The organism is Providencia sp. PROV261 (assembly GCF_028477945.1).
GTDB classification, from domain to species: Bacteria; Pseudomonadota; Gammaproteobacteria; order Enterobacterales; family Enterobacteriaceae; genus Providencia; species Providencia stuartii.
Genome location: NZ_JAMPMC010000014.1, coordinates 84,589 through 98,387, shown reverse-complemented (window position 1 = coordinate 98,387; position 13,799 = coordinate 84,589). Strand labels below are relative to the sequence as shown.

Sequence of the window (13,799 nt, the reverse complement as noted above, 5' to 3'; positions counted from 1 at the left end):
TCATCAAACAGTGGATAGCCCAATAAAAGCAAAGTTTCATAATGAAACTTTGCTTTATTCCTATAATACAAGTTGTATTTCAGGAGGTGGAGGAGGCAAGGTATCCTGATTACTATTAATACCTGCGCTGGAACTCCCTGAAGAGACACTCGCTGAAACCCATTTAAAGAAACCGGAAAAGGCATTCGAGTCGAGTGTTTCAAGTGCAACGACTTGAGAGGTTAGCTGTTTCAGGTGGTCATGTTTTGCTTTTGGCCCCACGGCACAAGCAATAATGGAACCAAAAGAACGCTTTTTGATTTCTTTAATGGCTTCGGTATAAGCATAGCTGTCTGACGGAGTACCATCTGTCATTAAAAAAACTAAAGGTCGCCAATCCCCTTTTTGCGTATCGTCAGTACGTCTAATATCCCTATCAACACATTGAATTAAGCATTCCAATGCAGCGCCAGTGAAGGTCCCTCCAGAGCTAGGCACGACAATATCGGTAAATTGAAAGTTTTCTAATGCGGTAAGAGGAATAAATTCACGTGCTTCGTTATCATAGGTGATGATCGCGATATGAACACTCTCTAATGCGTAAGGATCTTGCCTTAGTGCATTAAGCATAGCTTGGATCCCAACGTTTACGGCATGTATTGATTCACCTCGCATTGAGCCAGATGTATCAATCAAAAGATAAACGGGTAACCTTCTCATTTAGCAATAATCCTTCAAATAAGAGACGAATGAATCTGAGTCTGAAGGTTGACCTATCGCATTCAATTTCCAGCCAGAGTCTTCTCTGACCAACTCAGCAAAAAGCATAGAGCGCTGGTGATTAAATTCTGCACCACCAGATAAATCGAAACGCGCCATTTCAACATTTTTCGCATCGACTGCACGAATAAACGCATTTTGTACTTTGCCAAAATGTTGTTGTAACTGCTTACCGTTATAAATCTGCACAATGAAGACAATTTTGGCATATTTGTCATCGAGGGTGTTCAGTTTTACGATAATCTGTTCATCGTCACCATCACCAGCGCCTGTACGGTTGTCACCCGTCAACCAAATTTGCCCTGATTTATGTCTTAGGCTATTAAAGAAAATAATGTCGCCATCAACAAGAGATGCTTGACCGCCTTCCATTCTGCCTAAATCTGCAACCTTACCATTAGCGTCACATAAAAAAGCAATGACATCTAAGTCGTACTCTTCTTGTTTACCGAAAAGACTTCCTAGAAAACCTTTTTTTTCTTCTTTAATATCCCAACCCAGCCCAATGGTGACAGAGGAAAGATCATATTCACTTTTCTTTAAACTGACGCCTTGGCCTTTCTTTAAGCTAACTGACATAAATTAATCCTTTTTAAAGTACCACATTAACTTCTGGTGGCGGTGGTGGTAAGTCATTGAGATCAGCAATATCTTTTTTACTCAAATCCACTTTCTGACTACCTACGGAGATACTTGCAGATACCCACTTAAAGAAAGACTTAATCGTCGTTGAATCCGCGGTATCTAACTGAAGAACAACCTCGGTGATCTCTTTTAACACTTTTGTTTGTGCTGATTGCCCCGCTGCACAAGCAATGACGAGCCCCGTTCTTGCTGCTTTAAATTTGTTTAATCCGGCCTTCCAATCATCAGTTGGTGCCCCATCCGTCATAATAAATACCAACGGACGCCAATCACCTTTTGACTCTACAGTTGTTCTTTGCACTTCATTTTCGATACAGTGAGCCACAACGGAGAGAGCGTCTCCCAATGCTGTCGTGCCACTCGCTTGTAAATCAGGTAAGGAAAAATTGATAAGGTCGGTTAATGGAACAATTTGTTGTGCCGTTGAGTTGAAGGTAATAATGGATACATGGGCTGTTTCGAGTGCATAAGGATCTTGTCTTAGTGTCGATAACAGCGTTTGCACACCATTTTTCACCGCTTCAATCGGCTCTCCGTGCATAGAACCAGAGGTATCAAGTAAAAGATAAACGGGCAATCGGCGCATGAATGAGTCCTATTCAAAATTATGTTTTTTATTTATACAATATCTTAATGCATCTCAACATGAATTCAATCAATATTGCACTTAGTACTCGTAGCAAGGCAATCAGAACAATCCCGTTAATAATTGAAAATTAAGTAAAAAAAATAGCCGACTAAAATTAGTCGGCTATTATTCGGATTAATCATAATTCAGTAAATCTCAATGAATGCTAATGATACGCCTCGACTATATTTCTCGCCCACATTAGGGAAAAGCATCATTAACAATGCGATAACTTAAAGCATAACGAATAGATACACTTAATAAGTTAGCTTTTTTTATTTTCTGCGGAGATTTTTTGAATAAGCTGCTCAATAAAATTATCAACCAGTAATTCAACGGCATCACTACGAGTTGATTTATTTAAACGTGATAGTCGGTCAATCTTTCTTAACGTAAGCATTTTTAATGACAATGAAACTGACTTCTTTTTGTCTTTATCTAATCTTACCCGACTAGTAATTTCTTGATGCATTCTTTCTTCATTAGCCACTAATGCTTCGCGCATGCGACGGATCGTTTTATTATCCAATTGCCCTCTTTCGGTCATTTGATAAGCACGATTCGATTTACTGTATTTTATCTCTGCGCCATAAGCTTCACGCAGCTCTTTCAATACGCGTGTCAACGTTGGCTCTGAGCATTCTAGCGAAGAGATTATTTTTGTCGTAGCAACTGGCTTCCCCGGACTTAAAAGCGCGGCTAATGTATAAACTCTGATTTGGCGAGTACTGAGTTGCATGATTGTTGTCACTTACTTGAATAAAATCGAAAATTAAGGATACAAAATAGATTTGATACTTATATATGATAATATCTTTAAATATTAATAACATATATTATATCAAAAGAAAACTCACCTATTGGCGATAACATGCGAAAATCCATGTATGATAACCATTTTCAACCCAACTAACGATTTTACTTAAAATAATGTCGATAACACAAGCCATACTTCCTATACTATCGAATTATTTAAAACGTCAATCATCAACTTCATCATTGTGTTGCATTTAAACGCGGTGAACCTATTTTGCCTTGCTCTTGTGCGATACCGTAGATTTTTGAACGAGCTAAAATACCGATTGCCCAACGCCGATGAGTCGCAGGCTCGCACATAGCGCCCTGAGATTTAAACACCGCTTGGGTTGAGTTCAAAATACGTAAAGCGTCCGAATGTTCTGACTGAGAGACCATCAGTGCTTGTTCTATTTTACTGATCTGCTTAGGATGGATCGCCGTTTTCCCCACTAAGCCATTAGCAATATCAAGCATCAACTCTTTTTCCATGATTTGATGGTCGTCGATATGCTCGCAAACTGGAGCCGTTAAAAAGAAATTACGGGAGCCAAAAACCGCAACGAGCATTTTGATCACATACCCCATCGGTCCATCATATAACGTAAAATGGCGATTACGTCGCAATGAAATCACATTCATTAAATCATTTCCACCAATTCGTAGCGCAATAATTCGCTCATGACAAGGGTGTACTAGTAAATGATTTGCAAGTTCAGTCATTTGTATTACATCAAAGACTTCTTCTGTTTCCAGTGTCGGCATCATGCACAAATGTGTATTTTCGATGATATTCCACCAGACCGGGAGTGATTCTTGGGTAAATTTTGGCAGTACAAAACCGTCAATTGCACTGAGATCAAGATGTTGCACTATCCATTCACCCATTTCCGTCTCTCTTGGGCGAATAAACACTAACGGCCACGCCTGATTACCCGTTTGTTTTTTAACTTCAGATAATTCAAGTAGTAAAGCTTGCAGGTTATTAAGCGCCAGAGGAATATCCGATTCACTCACCGAATCTTCTAAACAGATGATTAATGAACGTAGTCCTGCTATTTTGTGATTCAAAATAACATCAGCAATATCAGTACGTGTTGCTGGCATATAAAGCGTAGCACCTAGTTTCCAAGGTGAGAGTCTCTGCTCCATTACTTTACCTTCTTAATAATCGTTACTGCACGATATTGGCCGATGTCATTGCCAACCTCAGTGATAGTAATATTTTTCTGTTGTGCTAAATAAACCAACAAAGCGACATCAGGATCACTCATTTTGCGCACTAAAACATGATCGGGAACACGACGTAATACCGCACGAGTTGCCTCTGCAATCCCTGGTTTGATACGGTTAATATTGGTAATACTGTATTGCTCTGCCAACGTGTTGATTACCTGCTCGCTACGCTGTTTGAGCGATGCGCATAATGGGGAGTTTGGAGACGGTGTGGCAATTGAAGCCATCTCTAAAGCATCTCGTTGTTTGGCAACGGTATCGACAAGCAGGCGGCTGCACTCAAATTGGCTTAAATGATCACATTTAACACAGCCATGAAAGCCTGATTCAGTCCATATTGAGCGTGAAATTAACCCTGAAACAGGTGCTCCCATGATACCAAATGGGATCAACCAATCATCATGGCTCGCAGACAACCATGCACACCCACAAGGATCTGCTAGTACGACGAGTCTAGGCTGCGCAGGATAGCCCTCACGCCCCGTTAATGAGCGCACTAATTCACCGGTTATGGCCCCTTTTCCCGTCCAGCCATCAACAAACACAATACCTTCGGTGCCATGACGCTGCTCAATCCACTCTAATGCCGTGGTATCGATTCCTCTATCGCGGATAATACTGATACCATAGTGATAAGACTCTTTCCCCATCGCACGTAGTGTTTGTTGCAACATAACACCTAACGGCACACCTGCCCTCACAAGGCTCGTCAGCACAATTGGGGTCTTATCGAACTGCTGAATTAGCGCTTTGGCTAGCATCACAACCTCGCTAGCTAAACGTGCCGCGCCTGAATCAAGGGCTTTCGCAAATAAATCAAGGTGCCACGGAGTCGGTTCAGGCTCTTGGCTTAGCATATCTGAATAGTGCTTTGCCCCTGACTGTATAAGTTGCTCTTTTAGCTCAACAGGTGTCATTTCGATGGTGACGGGCTGCAACAAAAAATGGACATCATCAGGCAAATAGCTACCAGAAAAAGGTTCAAAATCACGCATCGTCTAATCCCTCAAAAATCTTTGTATTAATTTGAGCAGCAAACTGACTCTGTTTTGGCATTCCAAACCAACTACACAGCTTCATAAAACGATGATCGCTTAAGCTATCACCTAAACCAATCACAGGAAAAACGCCTCGTTCACTTCTCAATTTATTAAGTAAATAAGTCACCGCATGCCCTTTTTCTATCGACTCAGGCAACCAAGCAATATTGTTACTGTTACGATGAATATAGAAACCTTTGGTTGAAAATAGCTGCTCAATTTCATCGCCAATGGCATACAGCTCATCTAATTTAGTGCTATCGCGGTGCTTCATAACCAAATAAATGGGCGTATTATCATATTCATAATTAATTCGTGCCCAAGCATCGATATTGCGTTCGGCCATTAACGCGGTGATCTTTTGCTGCATCTGGATCAGTTGTTCAGTGTAATTTTGCAGGCTCGCTAATATTTGTGTTCGCCACTGCCTATCTTCTTCACCCTGTGGATTTAAGATCACCGCCCCGTGTGTCGTAATGGCCCAAGAACGAAAGGGGATGGTGACACGGCGGATCTCTTCCGTTCCACGCGCGGTAACAGGGATCAGATCAGCATTTTCAATCATCCAATTCACTAGCATGGCTTGCTCTTGGGTCATAAAGCTACGTGGCTCTAGGTCTCTGTCTAAGGCGCCAACCTGAAAAGGCATTAAGTCTAGCTCATCAACCATTTTCCGCCGGGTCTGAAACAAAGTGTCATCTAAATCGGTAAAAATCACCGGCCTACTCATAACTTAATACCTCAACTATTGGGGCCACTTTATTCAGTGCTTCAAGTAGTACGGGGTCCACACTCTCTTTGGGTGTTTCGATGCACAGTATGATGCGTGAGAAATGTTGATGGGCAACGTTATAAACAAAATTAGGGATCCCCAAGCCGTAATTATCCTTAAAGGCAATAGCAGATTGAATTGCATAATTAACAGAAATTGGTGAACGCGTTGTGGAGCTATATTTTACCTCCGCACCTTGTTGCTCTAACCTCTCTGCTAACAAAAAGGGTTCCCAAACAAATTCCCCTGAGCCAAGCACCAATATTTTTTCGTCGGAAGAGGCTTGGATATGGCGACCCAAATCTCCAGCCGGTGCTGCTATCCCCAACCTTCCCCAACTTTGCTTACCTGTAATTGGGAAATGACCTGTTCCTGTAATATTCACATTTGGCATGATGGGGACAGGCGCATCTTTATTTTGCTGCCACTGCCATTGCCCCTGCACTAACGATAGAGTACGTATCGGTAAGGGGCTACGCTCTTGTAAAGCGTCACCACTCCAATCGGTTAAGGTGACGGCTATCACCTGTTTAATCTCAGTCAAACCGCCAGCGTCACGTAAAGCACAAAGTAAATTAATAAAGGTATTTCCCGTGGTTGCCTCATCATCAACAAGGACAACGGTTTGCGCATGCAATACACGGCGTCTTAATTCAGGGTCATGGGGTAAATAAAGCAGATGATCCGTCGCATGGCTGTGATTTTCCTTGAACTCACACAATAACTCACCCCCTTCAACAGGATGACGCGTCGACGTCAAATAGACAGAATCTTTATAATGTTTTCTCGCCTCATCAAACACGCCAGCCCCTAACCCCACGGCGGTTTCTGCCATGCCTATAAATAAAACAGGCCCTTCAAGTGTTGACGGAAATTGTTGGCATAATTGCTGATATGTTTTACGCATCAATTTTGGCTGGACAGGAATATGCCTGCCCAACACTTTACTCACAAATAGAAAGGCACGTTTCGGGTTACGTCTCTCTGCGATTTCAAAGAGTTCATCTAGCGTGTCCAAAGAACAAGTGGGAATAACACTCAAAGTGCCAGTCGTCAGATTGCGGCGGTAAACTACAGGCTCAGTCGTACTCTTCATTATTAGTTTTTATCCGTACTGATTAAATTGGTTGTTATTGAACTATAACTGATTGAATTTGTGATAGGCCGTATAATCGAAGGTGTGAATTTTGCTTTTTCAGCAACGACTTCCTCTTGGCTAATTAAACCAAGCTGCCGCAAAGCAAAAATACCAGGTAGGTTGATACCACTATGTTGTGTGTAACCTATTCCACCAGAAGGACGCATATTGATTTCAAGCAAAACGGCGTTCCCCTGAGCATCATTGCGTGTTTGCACATTAACAATCCCATCGGCTTGCATCACTTGCGCGCAAGCACAGCCTAACTCATAAGCTTCCCCTGAGTTTTCTAAGTGCTGCAAAGAGCCTTCTTTACGGCGAGCAACCGCAGCAATAACACGACCTTGTTCGACAACCATATCTACCGAATATTCAGGCCCCGGCAAATAAGGCATTAAGACTAAAGGTTCAAAGCCGTCTGCTTGTTCCATCGCTTGCAAATAGAGGCGAGGGTTAACTCGACGACTCTCAGGGTGAGTAAATGCCGCCATAGCAGAAACGGAATCATCAAAACGCCAAAATCCCATACCATAAATCCCTTTAATAGGTTTCACACATAATGGCACATTTTTAAAAGGGTTATTCACGATAAATGCTTTTAATTCATCAATTGAGTCAATCTGAATAGAGGGGACAACGGGCAAACCGTGCTTTTCCATTGATTGTGCAAAAGCATATTTATCATCGGCTAACTGAAGTGCACTAACGCTCATCGCCCCCGTTGTTAATTTAACGCCAAGAGACTCAATTTGCTGGCGGTGAGATTCAAACCATTCACTATTTCGGCCAGCTTGGATTGCCGATATTTTCTCTTTTTCAACCAGCCGAGTGATAAATGCCAATCGCTCAGTACTATCTTCTGGCTCTAATCGTGCATAGTCGGCCTGAGATAAAATTTCATTTCGGGCATGACGATGAGAAGCAAATATCGTTATGTTTTTCAGTTGTTGTTGAGCAAACTCACGAGCACCTTGAATAAGGTCTCGCTGCGAAGACAAGCCTTCCATAAACCATATTTTACTGTTCATCAATCCCTACATCCATCCGAAGCACCCAATAATAAGATCGGCAATAATGCGATTTAAACCGCAACATGTCAATCATATTGTGATTTATTACCGTTAATAGTTTAGAACTACATATATTTACATTTAGTTCGGAAAAATCTCATTAATCAATATACTAAAAATGAATTAATCATTTATATTCAACACGTTAAAATAAAAAGAAATAATATTGAAAAAAATAGCGTTGCCCAACTACTTCATCATGATATGATTAACTTTATATTTTGGATTTTAGTTATGTAAAAACCACTATTTCATCGTAACTTTGAAGGAATTTTATTATGGTTTCATTGAGCAAAAATCAAACCATCTCCCTGAGCAAGCAAGCACCTGCGTTGAATCATCTGATGTTTGGTTTGGGCTGGGATCCGGTTCAGGTTAAGAAAAAAGGATTTTTAAGTGGGCTTTTTGGTGGCGGTAATTCAATCGATTTGGACGCTAGCTGCATTTTACTTGATGCACAAGGAAAGCAAATTGATGTAGTCTCTTTCCGCAAATTAAAATCAAGCTGCAACTCTGTCATTCATTCAGGCGATAACCTTACCGGTGAAGGTGATGGCGATGATGAAACCATTTTTGTAGAACTCAATAAACTGCCAGCCAATACCGAATACCTCGCATTCACAGTCAATAGCTTCCGTGGTCAAACCTTCAATGAAGTCGAAAACGCATTTTGCCGCGTTGTTGATCACGCTACTAAAAAGGAGCTGGCAAACTATAAATTAACGGAACAAGGCTCACATACAGGGATCATTATTGCTTCTTTGCGTCGTAATAACGGTCAGTGGGATTTCACCGCTCACGGTTCGCCTTCTACAGGTCGCACTATTCAAGATATGCAATCTGACATCGTTAATGTGGTGGTACGCCCATGAATATGACTCCAGGTGCTAATGCTACCGTTCCTTCTCAAACCCTGACGATCCGTATTCAATCTGGCATGGCTGTTGATGCCTCGGCTTTCCGTTTATACGATACAGGTAAAGTTAAAAACGATGCGGATATGGTTTTTTATGGTCAAACAACGAATGATGATCAAACCATTAGCTTTCGTCCTGAAGGCAACAATAGCCTCTTTACCGTCGATTTAAATCGTTTACACCCTAGTGTGCAAAAAGTTGCATTTACAGCAACTTGTGACGGCAACCAAACCATTGCTGGCTTGCAGCGTCTTGCTATTCAAGTTGATGCTAATAATGAAGTTTTGTTAAACGGCACGGTGGAAACTAATGGACGCCAAGAAGCGGCATTAATTCTCGGTGAACTCTATCGCCGTAATGACAGTTGGAAGTTCCGCTTTATTGCTCAAGGGTTTAATGGTGGACTAAAACCTCTCGCTGAGCATTTTGGTGTTGATGTTGAAGATACACCGACACCCGCGCCGACACCCACTCCAGCACCAGCCTCAACACCAACACCGCCCCCTGCTCCGGCTTCCGTGAATCTGAGCAAAGTGTCTCTAACTAAAGAAAAACCTTCAATTAGCCTCGTTAAAAAAGACGATTTTGGGAAGATAAGGATCAACCTTGATTGGCACCGTGGTAGTAATACTGGGTCAACAGGCTTCTTAGGTGGCTTATTTGGTGGTGGAAATAAAGGAATTGACCTTGATTTAGGTGCATTTGTTGAGCTACAGAACCGTGAAAAAGGGGTTATCCAAGCGCTTGGAAACACTTTCGGCTTCTTTAATTCTCCACCGTTCGTCGAGTTACAAGGGGATGACCGCACTGGTGATGTTTCAGGTGGCGAATGGATATATATCAATGGTCGTGAGTGGAAAAATATCAAGCAAATACTGATTTACGCCTTTATTTACGAAGGTGTACCAAGCTGGGATAAAACGGACGGTGTGGTCACTATTCATGTACCAGATCAACCACCAATTGAAACACGTTTAACCGAAGGAAATAATGGTCGCGGCATGTGCGCTATCGCGCGACTCGTGAACGAGCAAGGCGCTATCAAAGTTGAGCGTATCAACCAGTTCTTTAAAGGTCATAAAGATATGGATAACGCCTTTGGCTGGGGGTTTCGCTGGACTGCCGGTTCTAAATAATCAAAAGGAAATTAGGGGATATACCATGAGTTTTTTCAATAAAGTTAAAGATGCGTTGAATACAGGCCGAGCAGAGTTAACCAAACAAGTCGGTCGTTTTAAAAACAAAAAATTTATGCAAGGCACAGTGGCTGTTTGTGCTCGTATTGCTATTGCCAGCGATGGCGTTAGCTCTGAAGAGAAGCAGAAAATGCTTGGCTTCTTAAAAGCCTCTGATGAGTTAAAAGTTTTTGATACCACTGAAGTGATTGAGTTTTTTAATAAGCTCATTACAAGCTTTGATTTCGACTCAGAAATTGGCAAGGGTGAAACAATGAAATACATCCTTGCACTAAAAGATCAACCTGAAGCCGCTCAGTTAGCTATCCGCGTTGGTATTGCGGTCGCCAAAAGTGATGGTGATTTTGACAATGATGAGAAAGCCGCGGTACGTGATATTGCAACTGCATTAGGCTTTTCACCAGCAGACTTTGGTCTGTAATTTTAATTAAGGACCCCGTTTAGGAATTATTATGGTATCCACTCATATTGGCTTTCCGACTGAAACCGTAATTGTGTTTGTGGTATTAGCAATCGGAGCTATTTTTATCGATTTATTTATGCACCGTGCTGATAAACCGATCACATTAAAAAATGCAATTTTCTGGTCCATATTCTGGGTTGCCATTGCTATGGCATTTGCTGGATTCCTATATATCCATCATGGCTCGGAAGTTGCCAGCCTATTCGTAACAGGTTATGCGTTGGAAAAAGTCCTCTCGGTCGACAACTTGTTTGTCATGATGGCGATTTTCTCTTGGTTTGCCGTACCGGATCGCTTTCGCCACCGGGTTCTATACTGGGGGATTATCGGTGCCATTATTTTCCGTGGGATCTTCGTCGCCATCGGTACAGGACTTCTCAGCTTAGGACCATACGTTGAAATCATCTTTGCCCTTGTGGTTGCTTGGACAGCGGTAATGATGTTACGTAGCGGCGATGACAGTGATGAAATTGAGGATTATTCTCAGCACTTAGCCTATCGTTTAGTCAAACGTTTCTTCCCAATTTGGCCTAAAATAACGGGGCACGCATTCTTATTAACACAAAAAGAAGTTGATGCAGAGCTAGCCAAACCTGAAAACAAAGATGTGACAATCGGCCGCGGTAAAAAAGCAGCACTTTACGCAACCCCACTTATGTTATGTGTGGCTGTCGTTGAGTTATCTGATGTGATGTTTGCTTTTGACTCTGTACCCGCTATTATCGCGGTAAGCCGTGAGCCACTGATTGTTTACAGCGCAATGATGTTTGCAATATTAGGTTTGCGTACGCTTTATTTCGTTCTGGAAGCATTGAAGCAATATCTTGTCTACTTAGAAAAAGCCGTCATCGTTCTTCTGTTCTTTATTGCCGTTAAACTTGGCTTGAATGCAACAGATCATATTTGGCATCATGGCTTTAGTATCTCTGCTAGCACAAGCTTGTTTGTGGTACTTGGGGTACTTGCATTAGGCATTATCGCAAGCGTACTTTTTCCAGAAAAAGATAAATCTGAGGATGAAAAGCATAGCTAACATTCTTTCACAACATATTTTTGCATAAATTTTCAAGGAGTTATAACAATGAGCGTTTCTCTATCTAAAGGCGGCAATGTTTCGTTAAGCAAAGCAGCACCAACGATGAAAAACGTCCTAGTTGGACTTGGCTGGGATGCTCGTTCAACAGACGGTCAGGACTTTGACTTAGATGCTTCTGCGTTTTTATTAGCCGCTAACGGAAAAGTACGTGGTGATGCAGACTTTATTTTCTATAACAACCTAGCATCTGCCGACGGCTCAGTAACTCATACCGGTGATAACCGTACTGGTGAAGGCGATGGTGACGATGAAGCGCTGAAAATCAAATTAGACCTGATCCCAGCAGACATCGATAAAATCATCTTCGTTGTCACTATTCATGATGCACAAGCTCGTCGCCAAAGTTTCGGCCAAGTTTCTGGTGCATTTATCCGTTTAGTCAATGATGACAACCAAATTGAAGTCGCTCGTTATGACCTGACTGAAGACGCGTCAACGGAAACGGCAATGCTATTCGGTGAATTATACCGTCATAGCAATGAGTGGAAATTCCGTGCCGTCGGTCAAGGCTATGCAGGTGGCCTAGCCTCTGTATGCGCTCAATACGGCATCAATGCATCTTGATATCAGTAAAATCAGTGATAAGTATTGGTAGCGAAAAAACGCTACCAATTTTCAACAGCAAAGGAGCTTTATATGGCAGTTTCCCTCGTTAAAGGTGGTAATGTATCCCTGACTAAAGAAGCACCGACAATGAATGTTGCTATGGTCGGTCTGGGATGGGATGCTCGTGTTACTGACGGCGCAGATTTTGATTTAGATGCTTCTGTATTTATGGTTGGAGAAGACGGTAAAGTTCTCTCTGATGCAAATTTTATCTTCTTCAACAACAAAGTAAGCCCATGTGGTTCTGTTGAACACCAAGGCGATAACCGTACTGGGGAAGGCGACGGTGATGACGAACAAGTCAAAATCGACCTGACTAAAGTTCCTGCTGAAGTGAAAAAACTGGTTTTCTCTGTCACGATTTATGATGCAGAAACACGTAAACAAAACTTTGGCATGGTAAGCAACAGCTTTATGCGTGTTTACAACAACGATACCAATGCTGAAATTGCACGTTTTGACCTATCTGAAGACGCGTCAACTGAAACAGCAATGATTTTTGGTGAGCTATATCGCCATGGTAACGAGTGGAAATTCAAAGCGGTAGGCCAAGGCTTCGCGGGTGGCTTGAGTGCATTAGCAGCTCAACACGGTGTCAATATCTAATTCACCTTAACTAAGATGAGCACTGCCCTCATCTATAAAGATTACTGGCAGTCATCAAGCTCTCATCTCTCTCTTGATGACTTTATTTTCCCAAGAGACTGATAATAAAATCAGTCTCTACTAACCACCTGTTTATGTTTATATCGGTAGTGCTTTTTATGGAAATGGCGCCAGTGTGCGTCTTGCGCAGCTTGCAATAATTCAAAATCCCCACGAGTATCACCCCAAGCGCGTAGGTGATATTGACCCAAGTCACCGTATACCTGCTCTAAACGTTTTACTTTCTGTTCACGGCGGCAGTTTTGGCCAACCAAATTCCCCGTTAATTTACCATTCACCACTTCAAGTTCAGTACTGATCAACTTGATGCCTAACCTTTTTGCAAACGGCTTAAGGACCAGAGATGGTGAGGCGGAACAAATCGTCACTTCAGCACCACTTTCAACTTCAGCGGCAACACCTAACACCCCTTCAGGGCGCATCAATTTCGTCCAATAAATCTTACAAAATTGTTCGGCTTTCTCTTTTAGCCACTTCTCGTCAACCCCCGTGAGAAAGGTCTTAATCAGCACTTCTTTTAATTCGTCACGCGTGAGCTTGCGCCTAGCACATTGCAAAGTAGGCAAAACCAATCTAATAATTTTGCGGGAAAAACGATATTTCCCGAACGCGAATTTTAAAAATGGGATAAAGCTGTCACGATATGTTAATGTGCCATCGAAATCAAAAACAGAAAGTACATTAACGGCATGGGCGGTATTGTTGGGCACGAATGAAAACTCCAAAAACGCTGCGTTGCCTCCAACCTGCCTCTATTAGGCAGATCAGAGGT

The 13,799-nt window shown here is 42.1% G+C and carries 16 protein-coding genes; 6 read left to right on the top strand and 10 right to left on the bottom strand.

Annotated features, from left to right (window positions below; translation table 11 throughout):
* Positions 1-60 precede the first annotated feature (60 nt).
* The 9 genes from PR675_RS10095 to PR675_RS10055 all read right to left on the bottom strand — a co-directional run bounded on the left by PR675_RS10095 (position 61) and on the right by PR675_RS10055 (position 8,041).
* Positions 61-699: a vWA domain-containing protein gene (locus PR675_RS10095; RefSeq protein WP_004926837.1), complete on the bottom strand. Its 639-nt coding sequence runs from the start codon at positions 697-699 to the stop codon at positions 61-63.
* Positions 700-1,338 (bottom strand): TerD family protein, encoded by a 639-nt coding sequence (locus PR675_RS10090; protein WP_004926835.1) that lies wholly within the window; start codon positions 1,336-1,338, stop codon positions 700-702.
* A 13-nt stretch (positions 1,339-1,351) separates the two neighbouring features.
* On the bottom strand, positions 1,352-1,990 hold the full coding sequence (locus PR675_RS10085; protein WP_014656804.1) for a vWA domain-containing protein: 639 nt from the start codon (positions 1,988-1,990) through the stop codon (positions 1,352-1,354).
* Between the two features lie 307 nt (positions 1,991-2,297).
* Positions 2,298-2,771, bottom strand: coding sequence for a hypothetical protein (locus PR675_RS10080; protein ID WP_004926830.1), 474 nt, complete (start codon positions 2,769-2,771; stop codon positions 2,298-2,300).
* A 257-nt stretch (positions 2,772-3,028) separates the two neighbouring features.
* A complete protein-coding gene (locus PR675_RS10075; protein ID WP_004926828.1) occupies positions 3,029-3,979 on the bottom strand; it encodes an HpcH/HpaI aldolase/citrate lyase family protein in 951 nt (316 codons plus the stop codon).
* A complete protein-coding gene (locus tag PR675_RS10070; RefSeq protein WP_036941878.1) occupies positions 3,979-5,058 on the bottom strand; it encodes a cysteine protease StiP family protein in 1,080 nt (359 codons plus the stop codon). The genes PR675_RS10075 and PR675_RS10070 overlap by 1 nt, the downstream gene beginning before the upstream one ends.
* Positions 5,051-5,833 (bottom strand): hypothetical protein, encoded by a 783-nt coding sequence (locus PR675_RS10065; protein ID WP_014656808.1) that lies wholly within the window; start codon positions 5,831-5,833, stop codon positions 5,051-5,053. The genes PR675_RS10070 and PR675_RS10065 overlap by 8 nt, the downstream gene beginning before the upstream one ends.
* The gene (locus tag PR675_RS10060) at positions 5,826-6,971 is read right to left on the bottom strand and encodes a phosphoribosyltransferase domain-containing protein (protein ID WP_004926817.1); all 1,146 of its coding nucleotides are present in this window, start codon (positions 6,969-6,971) and stop codon (positions 5,826-5,828) included. Before PR675_RS10060 ends, PR675_RS10065 begins: the two co-directional genes overlap by 8 nt.
* A gap of 2 nt (positions 6,972-6,973) precedes the next feature.
* Complete coding sequence (locus tag PR675_RS10055) at positions 6,974-8,041, bottom strand: ATP-grasp domain-containing protein (RefSeq protein ID WP_014656809.1); 1,068 nt, start codon at positions 8,039-8,041, stop codon at positions 6,974-6,976.
* Positions 8,042-8,361: 320 nt separating this feature from the next.
* On the opposite strand from PR675_RS10055, the gene PR675_RS10050 reads away from it, so the two are divergent.
* From PR675_RS10050 to PR675_RS10025, 6 genes are all read left to right on the top strand, one after another.
* Positions 8,362-8,955 carry a TerD family protein gene (locus tag PR675_RS10050; protein ID WP_004926810.1) on the top strand — a complete coding sequence of 198 codons (594 nt, stop codon included), beginning with the start codon at positions 8,362-8,364 and terminating at the stop codon, positions 8,953-8,955.
* Positions 8,952-10,136: a TerD family protein gene (locus PR675_RS10045; RefSeq protein WP_004926807.1), complete on the top strand. Its 1,185-nt coding sequence runs from the start codon at positions 8,952-8,954 to the stop codon at positions 10,134-10,136. Before PR675_RS10050 ends, PR675_RS10045 begins: the two co-directional genes overlap by 4 nt.
* A 25-nt stretch (positions 10,137-10,161) precedes the next feature.
* The gene (locus PR675_RS10040; RefSeq protein WP_004926805.1) at positions 10,162-10,617 is read left to right on the top strand and encodes a tellurite resistance TerB family protein; all 456 of its coding nucleotides are present in this window, start codon (positions 10,162-10,164) and stop codon (positions 10,615-10,617) included.
* Positions 10,618-10,648: 31 nt separating this feature from the next.
* Positions 10,649-11,692: a TerC/Alx family metal homeostasis membrane protein gene (locus tag PR675_RS10035; RefSeq protein ID WP_004926804.1), complete on the top strand. Its 1,044-nt coding sequence runs from the start codon at positions 10,649-10,651 to the stop codon at positions 11,690-11,692.
* A 48-nt stretch (positions 11,693-11,740) separates the two neighbouring features.
* Positions 11,741-12,319, top strand: coding sequence for a tellurium resistance membrane protein TerD (gene terD, locus PR675_RS10030; RefSeq protein ID WP_004926803.1), 579 nt, complete (start codon positions 11,741-11,743; stop codon positions 12,317-12,319).
* Between the two features lie 72 nt (positions 12,320-12,391).
* Positions 12,392-12,967 (top strand): TerD family protein, encoded by a 576-nt coding sequence (locus PR675_RS10025; protein WP_004926799.1) that lies wholly within the window; start codon positions 12,392-12,394, stop codon positions 12,965-12,967.
* Positions 12,968-13,077: 110 nt separating this feature from the next.
* Here the strand turns inward: PR675_RS10025 and PR675_RS10020 are convergent, their stop codons facing one another.
* Entirely contained in the window at positions 13,078-13,737 is a 660-nt protein-coding gene (locus PR675_RS10020) for an HAD family hydrolase (protein ID WP_004926796.1), read from the bottom strand.
* Between the last annotated feature and the right edge of the window lie 62 nt (positions 13,738-13,799).